Source organism: Algoriphagus sp. (assembly GCF_024305035.1).
Taxonomy (GTDB): Bacteria; Bacteroidota; Bacteroidia; order Cytophagales; family Cyclobacteriaceae; genus Algoriphagus.
In genome coordinates this window covers 37,522-55,489 of sequence record NZ_JAMWZB010000012.1, presented here as the reverse complement: position 1 = coordinate 55,489, position 17,968 = coordinate 37,522, and the positions used below count along the sequence as shown (strand labels likewise).

The 17,968-nt window shown below is 43.2% G+C and carries 15 protein-coding genes; 5 read left to right on the top strand and 10 right to left on the bottom strand.

Features of this window, described 5'->3' with window-relative positions; all coding sequences use genetic code 11:
* Positions 1 to 64: 64 nt before the first annotated feature.
* Positions 65 to 1,543, top strand: a complete 1,479-nt coding sequence (gene guaB, locus Q0L00_RS08430) for an IMP dehydrogenase (RefSeq protein WP_297336437.1) — start codon at positions 65 to 67, stop codon at positions 1,541 to 1,543.
* 36 nt (positions 1,544 to 1,579) lie between these two features.
* On the opposite strand, the gene Q0L00_RS08425 is transcribed toward guaB, so the two are convergent.
* The 4 genes from Q0L00_RS08425 to Q0L00_RS08410 all read right to left on the bottom strand — a co-directional run bounded on the left by Q0L00_RS08425 (position 1,580) and on the right by Q0L00_RS08410 (position 5,463).
* Positions 1,580 to 2,188 carry a nitroreductase gene (locus Q0L00_RS08425; protein ID WP_297336436.1) on the bottom strand — a complete coding sequence of 203 codons (609 nt, stop codon included), beginning with the start codon at positions 2,186 to 2,188 and terminating at the stop codon, positions 1,580 to 1,582.
* Positions 2,189 to 2,202: 14 nt separating this feature from the next.
* Entirely contained in the window at positions 2,203 to 3,555 is a 1,353-nt protein-coding gene (locus Q0L00_RS08420) for an NAD(P)/FAD-dependent oxidoreductase (RefSeq protein WP_297336435.1), read from the bottom strand.
* A 24-nt stretch (positions 3,556 to 3,579) separates the two neighbouring features.
* A complete protein-coding gene (gene kynU / locus Q0L00_RS08415; protein ID WP_297336434.1) occupies positions 3,580 to 4,866 on the bottom strand; it encodes a kynureninase in 1,287 nt (428 codons plus the stop codon).
* A gap of 84 nt (positions 4,867 to 4,950) precedes the next feature.
* The gene (locus tag Q0L00_RS08410) at positions 4,951 to 5,463 is read right to left on the bottom strand and encodes a 3-hydroxyanthranilate 3,4-dioxygenase (protein WP_297336433.1); all 513 of its coding nucleotides are present in this window, start codon (positions 5,461 to 5,463) and stop codon (positions 4,951 to 4,953) included.
* Between the two features lie 109 nt (positions 5,464 to 5,572).
* Here Q0L00_RS08410 and Q0L00_RS08405 point away from each other — a divergent pair, with 109 nt between their 5' ends.
* A complete protein-coding gene (locus Q0L00_RS08405) occupies positions 5,573 to 6,553 on the top strand; it encodes a membrane dipeptidase (RefSeq protein ID WP_297336432.1) in 981 nt (326 codons plus the stop codon).
* Positions 6,553 to 7,161, top strand: a complete 609-nt coding sequence (locus tag Q0L00_RS08400; protein ID WP_297336431.1) for a thiamine pyrophosphokinase — start codon at positions 6,553 to 6,555, stop codon at positions 7,159 to 7,161. Before Q0L00_RS08405 ends, Q0L00_RS08400 begins: the two co-directional genes overlap by 1 nt.
* On the opposite strand, the gene Q0L00_RS08395 is transcribed toward Q0L00_RS08400, so the two are convergent.
* The 4 genes from Q0L00_RS08395 to Q0L00_RS08380 all read right to left on the bottom strand — a co-directional run bounded on the left by Q0L00_RS08395 (position 7,158) and on the right by Q0L00_RS08380 (position 10,372).
* Positions 7,158 to 7,640: a GAF domain-containing protein gene (locus Q0L00_RS08395; RefSeq protein ID WP_297336430.1), complete on the bottom strand. Its 483-nt coding sequence runs from the start codon at positions 7,638 to 7,640 to the stop codon at positions 7,158 to 7,160. The two genes, Q0L00_RS08400 and Q0L00_RS08395, sit on opposite strands and share 4 nt — an antisense overlap.
* Positions 7,633 to 8,658: a bifunctional diaminohydroxyphosphoribosylaminopyrimidine deaminase/5-amino-6-(5-phosphoribosylamino)uracil reductase RibD gene (ribD, locus tag Q0L00_RS08390; protein WP_297336429.1), complete on the bottom strand. Its 1,026-nt coding sequence runs from the start codon at positions 8,656 to 8,658 to the stop codon at positions 7,633 to 7,635. Before ribD ends, Q0L00_RS08395 begins: the two co-directional genes overlap by 8 nt.
* Complete coding sequence (locus Q0L00_RS08385) at positions 8,651 to 9,463, bottom strand: DUF4382 domain-containing protein (RefSeq protein WP_297336428.1); 813 nt, start codon at positions 9,461 to 9,463, stop codon at positions 8,651 to 8,653. The genes ribD and Q0L00_RS08385 overlap by 8 nt, the downstream gene beginning before the upstream one ends.
* 81 nt (positions 9,464 to 9,544) lie before the next feature.
* Positions 9,545 to 10,372 carry a DUF4382 domain-containing protein gene (locus Q0L00_RS08380; RefSeq protein ID WP_297336427.1) on the bottom strand — a complete coding sequence of 276 codons (828 nt, stop codon included), beginning with the start codon at positions 10,370 to 10,372 and terminating at the stop codon, positions 9,545 to 9,547.
* A 104-nt stretch (positions 10,373 to 10,476) separates the two neighbouring features.
* Here Q0L00_RS08380 and dgt point away from each other — a divergent pair, with 104 nt between their 5' ends.
* On the top strand, positions 10,477 to 11,820 hold the full coding sequence (gene dgt / locus Q0L00_RS08375; RefSeq protein WP_297336504.1) for a dGTP triphosphohydrolase: 1,344 nt from the start codon (positions 10,477 to 10,479) through the stop codon (positions 11,818 to 11,820).
* Positions 11,821 to 11,887: 67 nt separating this feature from the next.
* Entirely contained in the window at positions 11,888 to 14,884 is a 2,997-nt protein-coding gene (locus Q0L00_RS08370) for an AsmA-like C-terminal region-containing protein (RefSeq protein WP_297336426.1), read from the top strand.
* Positions 14,885 to 14,950: 66 nt separating this feature from the next.
* On the opposite strand, the gene Q0L00_RS08365 is transcribed toward Q0L00_RS08370, so the two are convergent.
* Together Q0L00_RS08365 and Q0L00_RS08360 are read right to left on the bottom strand one after the other, a co-directional pair.
* Positions 14,951 to 16,744, bottom strand: coding sequence for an acyl-CoA dehydrogenase family protein (locus Q0L00_RS08365; RefSeq protein WP_297336425.1), 1,794 nt, complete (start codon positions 16,742 to 16,744; stop codon positions 14,951 to 14,953).
* A gap of 36 nt (positions 16,745 to 16,780) precedes the next feature.
* Positions 16,781 to 17,956 carry an acetyl-CoA C-acyltransferase gene (locus Q0L00_RS08360; RefSeq protein ID WP_297336424.1) on the bottom strand — a complete coding sequence of 392 codons (1,176 nt, stop codon included), beginning with the start codon at positions 17,954 to 17,956 and terminating at the stop codon, positions 16,781 to 16,783.
* Positions 17,957 to 17,968 lie beyond the last annotated feature (12 nt).

Here is a 17,968-nt window from a genome sequence, read left to right as displayed (position 1 = left end):
TTTGCATTAGTTTTTGTTTGTAACTTTGACGGGCAAATAGGGTTACCTATAACCAATATTTGCTATGAATCGAAATTCCGATAAGTTTCTCTTTGAAGCACTCACCTATGATGATGTGCTTCTCGTTCCGGGTTATTCTGAGGTGCTCCCACGCGAGACCAATACCTCCACCCAACTCACCAAAAAAATCAGACTGAATATTCCTTTAGTTTCTGCGGCAATGGATACTGTCACAGAGGCTGAACTTGCCATTGCCATTGCTTTGGAAGGTGGGCTAGGGTTTATTCACAAAAATATGTCCATTGAAAAGCAAGCTGCACAAGTACGAAAAGTAAAGCGCTCGCAAGCAGGGATGATTTTAGACCCGATCACGCTGCATATCGACGCAAAAGTCAAAGATGCCGAGAATATCATGCGTGATTATCACATCGGAGGTATTCCTGTGGTAGACGAAAATCGAGTGCTCAAAGGAATCATCACCAATCGAGATCTTCGATTTATTAAAGAACCCAACCGTCCGATCAAAGAAATCATGACGATTGAGAATCTGATCACTGCCAAAGCAGGGGTTTCTTTGGAGCAAGCAGAAGAAATCCTGCAAGAATATAAAATCGAAAAGCTTCCAATAGTCGATGATGAAAATAAGTTGACCGGGCTAATCACCTATAAAGATATCCTCAAGAGAAAAGATAAACCTCATGCCTGTAAGGATGAATATGGCAGACTTCGTGTCGGAGCTGCAGTGGGAGTCACCTCAGACATCGTCGAGCGTGTCGAAGCGCTAAAAAATGCAGGCGTGGATGTGGTTTCCATTGATACCGCACATGGTCACTCCAAAGGTGTGATCGAAACTTGTAAAAAAATCAAAGCGGCATTTCCTGAATTGGAAGTCATCGTCGGAAATATTGCTACCCCCGAAGCTGCGATTGCCCTTGCCGATGCAGGAGCAGATGCCGTCAAAGTAGGAGTAGGGCCTGGTTCGATTTGTACTACACGAATTATCGCTGGCGTTGGGGTTCCCCAACTTTCAGCCGTATTTGAATGTGCAGAGGCATTAAAAGATCGAAATGTCCCAGTAATTGCAGATGGAGGTATTCGCTACTCCGGAGACCTGGTAAAGGCTGTGGCGGCGGGAGGAAGCTCCATTATGATCGGCTCTTTGCTAGCAGGAACTGAGGAAGCTCCGGGCGAAATGATTATTTTCGAGGGAAGAAAATTCAAATCCTACCGGGGAATGGGTTCTCTAGAAGCCATGGAATCCGGATCAAAAGACCGCTATTTCCAAGATGCAGAGGATAATATCAAAAAACTGGTCCCTGAAGGAATCGTGGGCAGAGTTCCTTACAAAGGATTAGTTGCCGAAGTTCTTTATCAACTTGTGGGAGGATTGCAGGCTGGAATGGGCTACTGCGGAACAAAAACTATCGAAGACTTACAGAAAAACGGAAAGTTTGTGAAAATTACCGCAGCTGGAGTGAAAGAATCTCATCCCCATGATGTCAGTGTGACCAGGGAAGCTCCAAATTATAGTCTCAAGTCCTAAAAAAAGGCTAGTCGAAAATTTTCGACTAGCCTTTTTTTATTCTCTTATCCAAGCGACTTTTTCGGAGAGGGCTGCTCTTTTTCCTTCCGGCCAGCGATCAGTGGCCGGTTTTGCTACGTAGAAAAATCCCATCAGCAAATCCTCTCCATCCAATCCGAAATCCTCTCGAGCCTCTGGCCAAAAAGTAGGTCCACCTGTTCCCCAATAGGCAGCAAGACCATGTGCAGATGCGGTCAAATACATATTTTGTACTGCCATGGAAACCGCCGCAATTTCTTCCATCACAGGAATCCCCGAACCTTCTGTTCGCTTCATCAAAATGGCAATAATATGAGAGGCTTTTAGCGGGTTTTCTTTGAATTTCTGATACGTTGCCTCAAGAAATGGAGTCCCATTTTTCTCTGCCCGCAATTTATAGAGATCCGCCTGATAGTCCGCAAATTTTTTGATTCCTTCCCCGGTGTACACAATAAAGCGCCAAGGCTGAGTTAACTTATGTGTCGGTGCCCAATTCGCGTTTTCGAGCATTTCTTCTATAATCGCATCATCCACCGGGTCATTTTCCTTAAATTGAGCCACAAACATCGAGCGTCGACCACGGATGATTTTAGTTACTTCTTTGGTATTGAAATCAGGTTTTTCCATAAAATTTTTGGTGTTTAAACAGCCTTAGCCGTTTCCATTTTGTCTATGATATCTAAGTAATCCAGCTTATCCCAATTTTCAGTTATCAAAGGATCAGCCATGACTTTATCCATGATGGCTTCTTGCAATTTTCCCTGTGCATAGGCCTCGGCATAGCCCATATCCGAAAAAGTAACCATGGAATAAAGCGGAATCCATTCTTTGGGATAAAGCTCATGAAGTTTGGCCTCGATCTTTTTTCGGATTATAAATTTCGGATCAGCTACTGAATCCCGCATCTCAATAAAATTCTCCATGGCCAACTGACAGATCGCATCCGTATCAGGTTTTCTCTTTTTCTGGAATTTTTCAAAAACCAAATCCCAAGAATTTAACCCATACTTCTCAATCAATTGATTCAGGACAAAGCAATCCTCAAAGCCACAATTCATTCCCTGACCATAAAAAGGAACCATCGCATGGGAAGCGTCTCCAAGAAGTAAACTATGCCCTTTGACCCAGGGATAGCACTCTACATTAATCAAGGCGGAAGTCGGGTTCTTAAAGTATTCCTTTTTCAAATCCGGCATCAAATGATAGGCGTCATCAAAGTAGGACCGAAAAACCTGCTCCAAATCGAATTCATCATTGATTTTTTCAAAGCATACTTTAGTACCTTCAAAAGGAAGAAACAAGGTGCAGGTAAAAGATTGATCGGGATTAGGTAAGGCGATCAGCATAAACTTCCCCCTCGGCCAGATGTGCAGCGCATTGGGATCCATCGCAAATTCTCCCTCTGCAGTAGGAGGGATGGTCAGTTCTTTGTAGCCATGTGAAATATATTCTTGGCGATAGTTAAAGCGAATTTGCTTTTGCATCGCCGTTCTGAGTGCAGAATATGCTCCATCTGCCCCAATGATTACCGGAACTGTCTGCTTTAGTTTTCCCTCCTTGGTTTCAAAAATGATTTCCTGATTTTCAAAATTTACATCCAAAAATTTATGCTCAAAACGAATCTCAGCACCTAAACGCTCAGCCTCTTCGGCTAGCAGCTGATTGAATTTTCCCCTGGAAATAGAATAAATTGCCTGATCCTCTTTTCCATAGGAAATAAAAGCCGTTCCGCCGTGTTCATCGTGAACTTTTCGTCCAAACATCGGAATGGCCAAAGGTAAAACTTTGTCTTTTAGGCCCACCTGCTCAAGGCTTTTCCATCCTCGATGGCTAAGTGCCATATTGATGGATCTTCCCCCTTCGTCGACGAGCGTTTTTCGCTTGTCTGGACGCTTGTCGTAAACGGTTACGCCAAGTCCTTGTTTTTTGAGATATATGGCCATTAGGGTGCCGATCAAACCAGCGCCCAATATGGTAATTTCGTTTTTTTCCATGAGGAGTTTTTTTCCCACGCTTTGTTAAGCGAATTTTTTAAGGGATTGTTCCAGAATCTTGCCAAAGCGAAACACATCCATGAAACTGTTGTAAAGTGGCGTAGGGGCCAAACGAATAACATTGGGATGTCTCCAGTCGCCCACTACCCCTTGCTGATACCACTCATCGAAAACAGTCTTACCGCCGCGATGAATGAGCAAAGATAACTGACAGCCTCTTTGACTTCGATTTTCAGGCGTAATTATTTCTAAAATCCCAGATTCACCACTGATTTTATTTATTAAAAACTCCAAATAGCCCGTTAATTGTTCACTTTTCTCACGCAATCTTTGAATTCCAGCTTCCTGAAAGATATCCAAAGACGCTTGATGGGCAGCCAGAGCGAGTACATTAGAATTAGCGAGCTGCCAACCATCGGCACCAAACATGGGCAAAAACCCTTTTTCCATGGCAAATCGCTGTCCTTCGTCATGGCCCCACCAGCCTGCAAAGCGCGGCAAGTCAGGTCGTTCGGCAAATCGCTCATGAACAAAAATTCCGGAAACATTTCCCGGACCAGAATTCAAATACTTATAGCTACACCAAGTTGCAAAGTCTACCTCCCAGTCATGAAGCTGAAGAGGAACATTTCCCACCGCATGAGCCAAATCAAAACCTGCTAAAGCACCTACCTCATGTGCGGCAGCAGTAATGGCTTTCATATCAAAAAGTTGTCCGGTATAATATTGCAGTCCTGCCATATTGACCAAAGCGAGCTGATCCCCTTGATTTCGAATTTCAGCTAAAATGTCTTCGGTTCGAAGCGTATACTCTCCAGCTCTCGGGCCCAACTCAACGATCACCTCATCGGGGTTCAAACCATGGAATTTGACTTGACTTTCCAGCATGTACTGATCGGAAGGAAAGGCTCCCTTTTCAATGATGATTTTAAATCGCTCAGCCGTTGGGCGATAAAAGGATACCATCAACAAGTGCAGGTTTACGCTCAAATTATTCATTGCCACTACCTCATGTTCCTGAGCGCCGAGAATTTCGGCCAATGCCGGTTTGGATTTTTTCCGAATATGATACCAGGCATCCTCTCCCTGAAAATGACCGTCTACTGCCAATTCTGCCCAGTTTTTTAACTCTTGGTCTAGGTAATCTTTAACCATTTTGGGTTGAAGACCAAGTGAATTCCCACAAAAATAGATTGCTTCTTGACCCTTTACTTTGGGAAAGTAAAAACGGGATCTAAACTGTGCAAGCGAATCTTTGAAGTCCATCTCTCTGGCAAAAGACTCAGAGAATTCAACTGTTTTTAAGTTCATAATTTTTGAGGTCAATTATTCTTAGACCAAGGCCTAAAGGTGGGCATTAAATTGCTTTCCCACATGCAGAAACAGATATTGCCACTACTTTTCCATAACCGTCCCACATTTTTTGCAGGTTCGGTGCTCCATATTACTCCAAAAACGATCCATGATCGGAGGCAATTGATTGACGATATCAGTCAGCTCGACGTATTCTTCATAAAGCAGATTTCCGCAGTTTTCGCAATGCCAAATAAAACCGTCCTTCTCTCCAGCCCTTCGGTATCGTTCCACTACCAAGCCTACCGTGTTTGCTGGTCTTCGGGGGGAATGTGGAACTTTGGGAGGTAGGAGAAATATTTCGCCTTCTTTGATTTCAATATCTTTAGGTTGACCCTCATCGATGACTTTCAGCAAGATATCCCCTTCCAACTGATAAAAAAATTCTTCTCCCTCGTCATAGTGATAATCCTTTCTAGAATTTGGACCACCGACTACCATGACAATAAAATCATCATTGCCTTTGAAGACCTGCTGATTTCCAACAGGAGGCTTGAGCAAATGCCGGTTTTCATCAATCCATTTTTTGAAATTAAAAGGAGGGGTCAAAGCCATAATTTTTGTTTTTAACTAGTTTGTTGTACTCAGTGATTAAACCAAATTTCGACCTAAAAGTATTAAAAAACACCCATTTTTTTGGTTTACTTTGCCCAAAAGCCCTCCCATGTCCTTTCCAGTCTTTGATCTTCATTGTGATTTGCTTTCCTATTTAGCAAAATATCCCTTCGGGGATCCTTTCAATCCAAAGGAAATTGCCTGTGCAGTCCCTTTTCTTAAGCAGGGAAATGTCAAAGTCCAAGTCACGGCAATTTATACCGATGTCCGTACCGAATCCATGCAGTTAGGGCTTAAACAGGCAGATTTATTCAGGGAGCTAAGCGAAAAATACCCTGATACTTTTTATGCCTATCAGCCGAGTTCAGATTTTCATCCCACCAAAATCGGAATTTTTGCAGCAATAGAAAATGCGGCTGGAATCGGCAATGAAGCCGCCAGCTGGACAGAAATCTATCGTCAATTTGATTTAATTTTAGAAAAAGTGGGTCGTCTTGCCTACATCAGCCTGACCCATCATACCGAAAATCGTTTTGGAGGAGGCAATTATACAGAGGGCATCGGATTGAAAGATGATGGAAAAAGGCTTTTGGATTACATGTCCGGGAAAAATATCCCGATTGACCTTTCCCATACCTCTGACCTTTTAGCTGAAGGAATTTTAACCCATATCAACAACCAAAATTTAAAAATTCCGGTAATCGCCAGTCATTCCAATTTTCGTTCAATTTGGAATCATAAACGAAACCTGAGTGATGAGTTTGCTCAAGAAATCATCAAGGAAGGGGGAATCATCGGGGTCAATTTTCTTCGGGCTTTTTTAGATAATGAAGTCCCTAATCGACTCTTTGACCATCTGCTTCACGGGATTAAGATCGGAGGAGAAAATGCGCAATGCTTTGGGGCTGATTTCTTCTACACTTCCGATTTCCCCGACAAAAGCCGACATCCCTTCTATTTCCCCTTAGCAGAAGACGCTTCCAAATACCCTTTGATTTTAAAGGAATTGGGAAAACAACTCACTGAAAATCAACTCCAAAAGTTGGCATCCGAAAATGCTTTCCGCTTTTATCAAAAACTCCATTTCTAATGTCCTCACATCATTTTGTCAAAGAGCAGCAAGAGCCGGCGGTTTTTATACTGAACACCCACCTGATCAAATTTGATCAAGTGGCTTCACTTTTGGAATGGGTTCCCACCCTGCTGGTTTGCCAAGAAAGTGTAGATGAAGTTTTGAGCTGGGGGGTAAAAATAGACGTTATTCTAGCTACGGAAGAATTTCAGCGTAAAAACCTTTCTCTCCTTGAACAGCAGTACCCCCTTCGATTTCTAACTTGCAACCCGCAGGAATTTTTAGCAGAGGGTCTTCATTACCTTCATGCATCAGGGCATTCTGGGGCGCATTTAGTTGGGTTTGCTCATCAACACGTATCTGAACTCGATCCTTTTATTCAGTGGATGGATTTGACTGTTTTCGAGAACCAGTGGCGTTTTTATCCCATAAAATCAACTCCTTTCAAAAAATGGTTGGCTGCAGGGACCATTGAAATTTATGGAAAGGAGGGCATGCCGATCGAAATCGAAAATTCGAACGGAAATTTGATTTTGCCTATCCACTACGCCACAATGGTTGAAGTGCCTGAAGGAATCACAGAATTTCGAGCCTCATCCATATTTTGGATAGGGGAGAGCCTTTAAATTTTTGAAGCCAAAATTCCCATTAACCTTTCCAAGTACAATTGATCTGTCTCATCAAAATCATTGAGCTGATCACTGTCCACATCCAAAACCATCGCTACCTGACTGTCCTTAAAAACGGGTACCACGATCTCTGATTTACTGGCGGCACTACAGGCAATATGTCCTGGAAAAGCATCCACATCAGGTACAAGCTGGGTTTTGCCCTCCGACCAAGCAGTCCCGCAAACTCCGGCTCCATAAGAAATCCGAGTGCAGGCAATCGGTCCTTGAAATGGCCCCAAAACCAACTGATTTTCTTTAACCAGGTAAAATCCTACCCAAAAAAAGTTAAAACTCTGCTTTAAGGCAGCTGCAATATTTGAAAGGTTTGCGTAAAGATCCGGTTCCCCACTTATCAAGGACTCGATTTGTGGAATAATCGCTTGGTATGTTTCAGATTTAGTTGATGTTTCGGGGATATATAAATTTTCAGACATGATAGTAAATGGCTAAATTATCGTTTTGAATGCAAATTTGCTCTGAAGGAGCGTAGCTAAGCGCAGGAGCTTTGATCCCTGCAGTAAATTTATTTTGACTAGTAAACACACGAGCCTCATCCCAAAGTTCGGCTTGCAAAAATTGATTCAAAACAAAGGCTCCACCTTCGACGATGAGGCTTTGAATTTTACGCTCATGAAGATCAGCTACTAGTTCTGACAAGGAAAATTGAGGAGAAAGCTTTTTGAATTCTAAATTTTTCTTGAGCTCATCCTTTTTTACATTGTAACAAATGGTGGGGTTAGTTTGGTCAAAAAGTTTCAAGCTTGACCGCAGGGATAAGTCTTGGTCAATTACCAGGCGAATCGGATTCTTCCCGACCCAATCTCGCACATCAAGTGAAGGGTCATCATAAAGGGCCGTATTCTTCCCTACCAAAATAGCAGCTTCTTCCGAGCGCCATTTGTGTACCAATTGTCGACTTTGAGAATTGGAAATCCACTTGGACGAAAAATCACTTCGGGCCACAAATCCATCCTGGGTTTGCGCCCATTTGAGGATAATGTAAGGACGGTTTTTTTCGATCTGAGTGAAAAAACGTCGATTTTGCCAACGTGCTGCTTTTTCCAAAATTCCTGTATGCACCTCTATTCCAGCATTTTTAAGAATTTCTACCCCTTTTCCACCTACCAAAGGATTAGAGTCCATCGCAGCAATCACGACTTTCTTGACCTTTTTTTCAACCAAAAGATGGGCACAAGGCGGGGTTTTCCCAAAATGTGCACAAGGTTCTAAGGTCACATAAACGGTGGATTCGGTGAGTAATTCCTGATTCTCTACCGAAGCGATGGCGTTGACCTCAGCATGCGCTTCGCCATATCGCTGATGGTATCCCTCGCCGATGATTTTGTCCTGATAAACTAGGACACAGCCAACCAATGGGTTGGGACTGACATGACCCTTTCCCCACTCAGCCAGCTCCAAAGCACGCCGCATGTAGTGCTCATCCTTAGTCATCTTCAGCAGGAATAGGGCTCAGTGTAATGGGATCAAGGGAAAGGGATTCACCCTTTTTCACCTCCACATTTTGGAGGGTATCGGGTAAATAATCCGCATTCTTCGGGTCAATGAAAAGATCGTATATCCCCGCAGGAAGTCTCAAGAGAAAATTCCCTGAATCATTGGTATGGGTACTTACTGTGTCGGATTCACTGGCTGCGACTAGGGCAGGACTCAAGGTATTGGGAGCAAGGTTTCCGGAAATTTCCCCGAAGGTTCCAGGAATTAAGGCCGATACAGTCGGGGTAAAAAGCAAAGTAAGTGGATCAGACTGGATCGTCTGAATGGATTTTTCCAAATCAAAATCCACGATCACGTCGTAAGAAAACCCAGGCTCCAAAATCAAATTTACAGCTAGGGGAATTTCCCTGGAGAAGCCATCAGTAAAGGGTATGGGATAACGATCCTCATCCTCCCACAAAAAATGTCTATCACCCAAAATCAACTTCATTTCCACCAATTGACCGGGTGGCAAAGCACTCCTGCCCAAAAGCAATACCTCTCCTGCCACTAAATCCGAAACTTTGATTTCCTTATCCCCCAAATCGTAAGGAATAAAAATAGTTTGTGCCTCGGTGTCCCTTCCTGCAACATTGACGGTCACATCAACTCCAAGAATCTCAACAAAAACTGAATCGTAAGCTGGCGGTGCATCTACCAAAACCACATTAAGTAAGGATTGTGGGCTTGAGTCGCTTGGCGAACAAGAAGCCAAAAAACCGAGAGAAAAAACCGACAGAAAGATGATTTGAAGAAATTTCACGATGTAAATTTAGTCCAATTTTGACAAAGGCTGATTTCTAGGAGCATAAAAAAAGCCGGCGAACCGGCTTTTCAAATTTTCTTATTGCTGTTCTTCCAGCACCACAGGATCAATTTGGGTAATTTCTCCCTCATCAACCAAGATTCCCTCTATGGTCACGGGCACAAATCCTTCATTGGGTGTTATTAAAACAGCATACGTTCCCGGATCAAGTCCTTGAATTTTAAAGTTTCCATCTTCGTCGGTAAAGGTAGTCACCGCTTCGCCATCCACTGTGGTCGAAACAGCTATCGGCATGGCTTCTTGAGGAAGTACCTGACCCATTATTCCAGCGGTTTCATCCAGGTAAGCCCGAAGAACTGGCTTTAGAATAATATTTCCAGAATTTCCGGCTACTACGATGGATTTTGCCACATCAAAATCAATCACCAAATCGTAAGAACTTCCGGCTTCGATCTCCTCATTCAATTTAATTTTTAACCCGCTCTGCTGAGCACTTGGGGTTTTGAGGGGGAATTCCTCCCCATCTTTGACCACATAGTTATTTTCACCGAGAATCAATCTCAGCTGCTGAATGGAACCTGCTTGCAGATTAGCATCCCCAAGCAATTGGGAATTATTCCCCGTCAAATCCAACAAATTGATCATCTGGCTTTCATTTTCAAAGGGAATTTCTTCCCAAGCGGATTCATCTTCCTCATCCTCCTGGTTGACCAGATCAATCTCACCGGCTTTGACCCGTAGGGCAAGTACCTCGACCCAAACTTCATCAAAGTCTCCCGGAGCATCGACTAAATAAAAATTCACCCGGGCTTGACCTTCCTCTAAGCTGGGGGAGTCATTGAAGTCGCAGCCAAAAGTAAGCGCCGCAATCAGAGCAGTCATCAAATAAGAAATATACTTCTTCATAAGAGTTTTTGGTTTAGTGTAGCCCATACATTTTCAAGCACCATGCCAGAATCTTATCCACTGATCCAAGGCTATGAATAAATCCCTTCTTATTTTTGGGCATGATGAAATGGGAAAGACTCCTCGCCCGGGGTCGATTTGGAGACAAACCGGGATTTATAGCCACGCAGGCGGCACGCAGTGAATTTGAAGTCGATTACGATCGAATCATCTTTTCGGCTCCATTCCGAAATCTTCAGGACAAAACCCAAGTTTTTCCGCTTCCAGAGCAAGCTTTTGTCCATACTCGATTAACCCATAGTCTGGAAGTTTCCTCAGTGGGTCGCTCGCTGGGTAAAGCTGCAGGTTCCTATTTATTGGAAAAATATCCCAATCTGGAAAAAACTGGGATTTCATCTTCGGAGATCGGAAGTATAGTAGCCGCAGCTGCATTGACTCATGATATAGGAAACCCTCCTTTTGGCCATGCGGGAGAGGAGGCGATCTCGGATTTTTTTAAATTCCACCCTGCTGGAAAAGTCTGGGAATCTCATGTGCGTCCTGAGCAATGGATTGATCTGTGCAATTTTGAGGGAAATGCTCAGGGTTTCCGTATGTTAGTTTCCAAGCAATTTGGGCTAAAACTGACTTATGCTACGCTTGCAGCTTTCACCAAATATCCACGACCCAGCATGATCAGTCATCGGGATGTGGCTCGAAGAAGTCAGAAGAAATTTGGTTTTTTTATCAATCAACTTGCTGATTTTGAACAACTTTGTTCTTTTTTGGGAATCGGCCAATCCAGTGAGGAATGTTGGTTTCGGCATCCCCTGGCTTTTTTGGTTGAAGCGGCCGATGATATTTGCTACAGCATCATTGATTTAGAAGATGGCTGCACGATGGGATTGGTGGATTTTGATACGACCGTGAGGCTTTTGGCTCCAATACTTAAAGACAAATTTGATCCAGAAAAGCTCAAAAATCGGAGTCAATCCCAAAATTTGGGTGCTTTGCGTGCTTTAGCAATAGGTGAACTCATTGAGGAAACGGTAGCGGCTTTTATCCACTATGAGGAAAGTATGTGCAAGGGAAATTTTGATAAAGCGCTGACGGATATCATTCCTTCAGCTAAAGCCCTTCAACAAATCACTGAGATTTCGGTGCAAAAAATTTACCGCTCGAAAATCGTATTGGAAAAAGAAGCTGCTGGATTTCAGGTATTGGAGGGCTTACTCTCGGTTTTTGGGCAGGCTCTTTATCATCAATTTTACCAAACCGAGCAATTTTCCGGACAAGACAAAAGTATCCTTCGCTTGCTTCCTGAAGACTTCCCGCTCAAAGGCTGGGGGGCAGAAGTCAATCCTTATCCACTTCTACGATCGCTGATTGATTTCATTTCCGGAATGACTGACAAGTATGCCTTGAATCTCTACCGAAGAGTTAAAGGAATTTCATTTCCCGGAATTTGAACAAACCTAACTAGAATGAATCAATTATAACCTTCCTTCGTTTTGATTAGGTAAACCAACCTTCAGAATGAAAAAGGCTCTTAGTATCGTTGTCAGCATTTTTGTGTTGTTAATCGGGACTGCTTTGGCTGTTCCTTATCTTTTTAAAGATCAAATCGTAGCGCGAATCCAGCAAGAATTGGATGAGCAGCTCGAAGCCAACGTCTATTTTGATGCGGATAAAATTTCACTCAGTTTATTTCGCCATTTTCCATCCGTAAGTGCAGGAATTGCTGATTTTGGAATAGTTGGTTTGAAAGAATTTGAGGGTGATACGCTGATGCAAGTCGATCAGTTGGAAATGGATTTCAGCCTAAAATCAGTCATTTTCGATGACTATCCATCTCTAACCGCTTTACATATCAATGGCGGGGATGTATTGATCAAGGTTTTGGAAAACGGGACTGCAAACTATGATATCCTCCAAGAAAGTGGGGAAGAATCCGCACAGCAAGAAAGCGAGTTTAAGCTGGGTATAAAGGAAATCACTGCCGATAAGGTCAACTTAATCTATGATGATCGATCTTTGGATTTTACGCTGGCCTTGGCGGATATTTCCGCTCAAGGAAGCGGAGAGTTTACACTGGACGTGTATGATTTGCCCTTGGAAGCTGAAGCTTTAATTGCGGATATCATTTACGAAGATGTCCATTACCTAAGCAACAAGAATTTCAAAGGTGAAACCATTTTGCAAGTAGACTTGGAGAAAATGGATTTTGTTTTGTCAGAAGGCCGTTTTGCGCTGAATGATTTTTTGTTTGATCTAAATGGGCTAATTGGATTACCCGAAGAAGGGATTCAATTTGATCTGAATTTTGGAAGTTCAGATACAGATTTTAAGCAAGTGCTTTCCCTAGTTCCCGGCATGTATTCGGAGCAGTTTTCAGCGATTCGTGCAGAAGGCGAATTGGCTTTTGGAGGTTTTGTCAAAGGTCTTTACGCTGAGGATCAGTATCCAAGTTTTGATCTCAAGCTAAAAATTACCGACGGAGAATTTCAATATCCCGATCTGCCCACTCCGATCAAATCCATCAATCTAGACTTTCGAGCAAAAAATGAAACCTCCAACTTGGAAAATACCCAAGTTTTGATTCCTGATTTTTCCCTTTTGGTCGGGAGCAATCCAATTTCGGGGAATTTCCAACTCGAAAATCTTCGCGATTATTTGATGGAGGGAACACTCCAAGGAAAATTAGATTTGGCTGAACTCACTTCTATTTTCCCTATTGAAGGAACTGAATTGGCCGGAAATCTCTCATTTGATGCAAGTGCTAGAGGAACTTATGATTCCACACTCAAAACCTTTCCTATTATTCAGTCCACATTTGACTTTCAAAATGGTAGGGTTCGAAACGAAGAATTTCCCAGCGCATTGGAAGATATCCATGCTCAGGCAAAACTGAGCAACAAACAGGGGACGATGCAAGACTTTCTAGTCGACATGAAATCCTTCGGGTTTGAGCTCGAGGAGGAACGAATTGAAGGGAAATTCCAAATTCAGGATTTTGAAAAGCTCAACTGGGAAGGTAAGCTTGCTGGAGCAGTAGATTTGGAAAAATTGACTCAAATCATTCCGATAGAAGACACCGAATTGAGGGGAAAAATTCAAGCTGATTTGAGCAGTTCCGGATCCTACGAAGCGGTGACAACTAAAAACTATTCTGCCATTAAAGCCTCGGGAACCATGGGAATTACCGAATTTTATTTTGTTTCCGGGGAATATCCGCAAGGGGTAGCCATCAAAAAAAGTAGGCTTGATTTCAATCCTCGACAAGCGAATCTAAGTGAGTTTGATGCTGTTTTAGGCACAAGTCCAGTTCAAGCATCCGGTAGCCTAAGCAACTATATGGAATATTTGCTTTCCCAGAGTGGGGTGCTGAATGGGCAATTAAGTTTGCGCAGCTCAAGATTTAATGTCAACGAATGGTTGACCGAAAATCCAGCCGACTCAGTAGAATCTGCGCTTGAGGTAGTTCCATTGCCTAAAAATGTGAATTTTGCTATGGATTTTAAAGCTGATGAAGTACTGTATGATAACTTATCCCTAACACAAGCTCAAGGAAAAATGACCCTAAGTGAGGGCATTTTACGATTTTTTGATGCAGGAATGGAAACATTGGGAGGACAGATTCAGCTTAATGGAGCCTATGATCCGAGGGATTTGAGTGCGCCTAAATTTGACTTTGCGCTTTCTGTAGCGGAATTAAGCATTGCCGAAGCTTTTCAAAAATTCAGTAGTGTAAGAGCTTTTGCTCCGATTGCCCAGGATATTACTGGCCGTTTCAATTCCAATTTCTCATTTTCTGGCTTATTAGGACAGGATATGATGCCCTTGCTTTCCTCCATTGACGTGAATGGGATTTTGAACATTGCAGAAGCTGCTCTTCGGGAAAGTAAACTACTCGAAGGAGTGACGAGCTTGACCAAACTCAAAGATGCCAGTACGGTTGAGTTAAAAAATTTATCCATTCCCGTTCAGATCCAAGACGGTCGAATGGATGTGCAGCCCTTCACTTTGAAACTTTGGGATTACGAAACGACAATTCAGGGTACAGCGGGATTTGACGGATCGATCAATTATTTGCTTAATATGCAGGTTCCTGCAGGGGAGTTTGGAGCACAGGCCAATTCGATTTTGGCAAGCCTTTCAGGTACGGAAGCCACTGAATCGACTTTAATTCCTATTGCCTTAAATCTCTCGGGGACCTACAATCAACCCAAAGTCAGTCTTGCTGGAGGAAACAGCATGGAATCGCTGCTTAGCAATGCTTTAAAATCTCGACTTCAGGGAGAAAAAGAAAATCTAGAAGAAAAGGCAGCTGCGGAGTTTCTAGCCGCTCAAGACAGTATCAAACAACAATTGAAGCTGAAAGCTGAATCCGCTCAGGATAGTATCAAAAAAATGTTGGAGAAAAAAACTCAAGGTGCAAAAAGCGAAGTAGTCAATGAAGCCAAAACCATGCTTCGTAATCTGATAAAACCAAAGAAAACCGAGCCCGATACCAGCCAGAAGGGAAATAACTGAATTTGATTGAATCCAAAAACCCCTGAATTAGCCAACTCAGGGGTTTTTTAATTTCAATACAAAGGATTAAAAAGGATATTTTCCCGCTTCGATCATATAGTCTGCTACCTGTCGTCGAAGGACTTTTGTATTGATCAAATCCATCTTGGTGTAGCGTTTCAATCCCATCATCATCACCTTCTGCTCGTCTCCTTTCGTAAACGAGGCAATTGCTTCTTTGGCCGCGGAGTTGATTTTATCCACTGCCTCGGTCAGATAAATCTGAGACATGGCAATTTGATGTTTGCAAGCTTCTTCTCCTTGAATACTAACTAGTTTTTCGGTTCTCAAAAGGGCAGATTCCGCTGCATAAATTTCGATCATCACATCAGCCAAATTCATCATGATTTCCTGCTCCTCTTCGATTCGGTCTTGCAGTGCCATGGCCGCTTTTCCACCAACCATAAGGAATACTTTCTTGAGTTTTTTAATTAGCTCTTTTTCTGCTGCAAACAGCTCAGAAGTATCCACTGTTTCAAAAGAGGGGACCGAGGTCAATTCATCAGAAACGGCCATGGCCGGCTCGAATAAATTAATTTCTCCTTTCATTGCCCGCTTGAGCAACATCCCTACCATCAGCATTCGGTTAATTTCGTTGGTTCCTTCATAAATTCGAGAAATCCGAGCATCGCGATAGGCACGCTCCATGGGTGCATCTGCCGAATACCCCATTCCCCCGTAAACCTGAACGCCTTGATCCACCACAAAATCCAATACTTCTGACCCATGCACTTTAGCAATAGCTGCCTCGATGGCAAATTGCTCCAGGGCTTTTAATTTTGCCTCCGCATCTGGCATGCCCTCTTCAACCAATGCCGCCATTCGGTCTTCAATATCCTGACCGGCACGGTAGCAAAGAGATTCGGAAACAAAGGTCCGGGTTGCCATTTCGGCCAGCATCCGCTTCACTGCACCGAATGTATTGATACTCACCCCAAATTGCTTCCGCTCGGTGGAGTATTTAATGGCAAGTGAAGTGACTGTACGCACTCCTCCCAAAACACCGGCACCTAGTTTTACGCGACCAATGTTGAGAATATTCACAGCTATTTTAAATCCATTTTGACGGTCAGAAAGCATGTTCTCGACCGGAACTTTGCAGTCATTGAAAAATACTTGACGGGTGGAAGAGCCTTTGATTCCCATCTTTTTCTCTTCCTCATTCATGGTGATTCCACCAAATGTTTTTTCCACGATGAAGGCAGTGAGATTTTTGTCGTTTTCGATCTTGGCAAAGACAATAAACAAATCAGCAAAACCCGCATTCGAAATCCACATTTTTTGCCCGTTTATCAGGTAATATTTTCCATCTTCAGATAGCGTGGCTCTGGTTTTACCGCTATTGGCATCGGATCCGGCGTCAGGTTCGGTCAGACAGTAGCAGGCTGCCCATTCTCCAGTTGCGAGTTTGGGTAGGTATTTTTGTTTTTGTTCCTCGGTACCATAGTAAAGAATTGGCAAAGTTCCGATTCCCGTATGAGCTCCATAAGTCGTCGAAAAGGAGCCTGCCGCACCGATTATATCGGCAATCAACATGGACGTATTGAAACTCATTCCCATGCCTCCGTATTGCTCGGGAACCGAAATACCCAGCAGACCCAGTTCTCCCGCTTTTTTAAAAATAGAGGGGACCAAATCGGGATTTTTCATGCTGTCAATCTCCTCAATATTTGGGGTGATTTCCGTATCGATAAAATCCTGACAAGCTTGAGCCATCATTTTCTGCTCTTCGCTAAACTGCTCGGGAATGAAGACATCCTGTGCCTGAGTTTCCCGAATAAGGAATTCTCCTCCTTGTATTGATTTTGACAATGTTGCCATAGTTTTTTCTGACTTAAGATTTTGGACTTTTACTGTTTATTTGAACAATTCATAAATTCCGGCTACACCTTGACCACCACCTACGCAGGCGGTGACCATTCCGTATTTTTGCTTTCTGCGTCTCATTTCATTGAAAAGTTGGACAGAAAGTTTTGCTCCGGTGCAACCCAGTGGATGACCCAAAGCAACCGCCCCTCCGTTGACATTGACGATTTCCTCATCCATATCCAAGGCTCTGATTACTGCCAAAGCTTGAGTGGCAAAAGCTTCATTCAATTCAATCAATCCAATATCATTCAGGGAAAGTCCAGCTTGCTTGAGTGCTTTTGGGACAGCTTCTTTAGGACCGATTCCCATGATTCTCGGGTCAACCCCTGCAACCGAATAGGACATCATGCGTGCGATCGGAGCTAAGCCTAAGGATAGCATCAATTGCTCTGACATAACAACCACAAATGCAGCTCCATCGGAAGTTTGGGATGAATTGCCTGCAGTTACTTGACCTCCGTTTTTAAAAGCTGGTTTTAAATTGGAAAGCACTTCCATGCTGGTGCCCGGGCGAGGGCCTTCATCGGTATCTACTGTGAATGTTCGATTTTTCCGTTTTCCCTTTTCATCCAAATAGGTTTCGGTAACTTCAATGGGAACGATTTCGTCTTTGAATTTACCTTCTGAAATTGCAGCCAAGGCACGATCATGAGAGCGAACGGAAAACGCATCTGAATCTTCTCGAGTGATGTTGTAATCCTTGGCCAATTCTTCTGCCGTTAAACCCATACTTAAGTAATAAGAAGGGGTTTCAGTAGCAATTTTATAATTTAAGGCCGTTTTATAGCCCATCATTGGGACCAGCGACATGGATTCAGTTCCGCCTGCAATGATGCAATCGGCCATTCCTGCTTTGATTTTTCCTACCGCCAAAGCGATCGCTTCGATTCCGGAGCCACAATATCTGTTCATAACAAAACCCGGATTGTCGATTCCCAAAGCCAAAAGGGAAATCATCCGACCCATTTGCATGCCTTGGTCGGCCTCCGGCACGGCATTTCCGACGATCAGATCATCTACCATTTTGGCTTCCAATCCCGGTGTTTGAGCCACCAAATGCTTGATCACATCAGCAGCGAGATCATCCGGCCGATAAAACCGAAACCCTCCTTTTTTAGCTTTCCCTACCGCTGATCTATATCCATTTATTATGTATGCGTCCATTTAATTGAGTTT

Coding starts and splice junctions, on each gene's coding strand:
- Q0L00_RS08365 (WP_297336425.1), bottom strand. CDS start 16,744: ATGGCAACATTGTCAAAATCAATACAAGGAGGAGAATTCCTTATTCGG.
- Q0L00_RS08400 (WP_297336431.1), top strand. CDS start 6,553: ATGTCCTCACATCATTTTGTCAAAGAGCAGCAAGAGCCGGCGGTTTTT.
- Q0L00_RS08420 (WP_297336435.1), bottom strand. CDS start 3,555: ATGGAAAAAAACGAAATTACCATATTGGGCGCTGGTTTGATCGGCACC.
- Q0L00_RS08405 (WP_297336432.1), top strand. CDS start 5,573: ATGTCCTTTCCAGTCTTTGATCTTCATTGTGATTTGCTTTCCTATTTA.
- dgt (WP_297336504.1), top strand. CDS start 10,477: ATGAAATGGGAAAGACTCCTCGCCCGGGGTCGATTTGGAGACAAACCG.
- Q0L00_RS08380 (WP_297336427.1), bottom strand. CDS start 10,372: ATGAAGAAGTATATTTCTTATTTGATGACTGCTCTGATTGCGGCGCTT.
- Q0L00_RS08395 (WP_297336430.1), bottom strand. CDS start 7,640: ATGTCTGAAAATTTATATATCCCCGAAACATCAACTAAATCTGAAACA.
- guaB (WP_297336437.1), top strand. CDS start 65: ATGAATCGAAATTCCGATAAGTTTCTCTTTGAAGCACTCACCTATGAT.
- Q0L00_RS08425 (WP_297336436.1), bottom strand. CDS start 2,188: ATGGAAAAACCTGATTTCAATACCAAAGAAGTAACTAAAATCATCCGT.
- Q0L00_RS08360 (WP_297336424.1), bottom strand. CDS start 17,956: ATGGACGCATACATAATAAATGGATATAGATCAGCGGTAGGGAAAGCT.
- Q0L00_RS08410 (WP_297336433.1), bottom strand. CDS start 5,463: ATGGCTTTGACCCCTCCTTTTAATTTCAAAAAATGGATTGATGAAAAC.
- kynU (WP_297336434.1), bottom strand. CDS start 4,866: ATGAACTTAAAAACAGTTGAATTCTCTGAGTCTTTTGCCAGAGAGATG.
- ribD (WP_297336429.1), bottom strand. CDS start 8,658: ATGACTAAGGATGAGCACTACATGCGGCGTGCTTTGGAGCTGGCTGAG.
- Q0L00_RS08370 (WP_297336426.1), top strand. CDS start 11,888: ATGAAAAAGGCTCTTAGTATCGTTGTCAGCATTTTTGTGTTGTTAATC.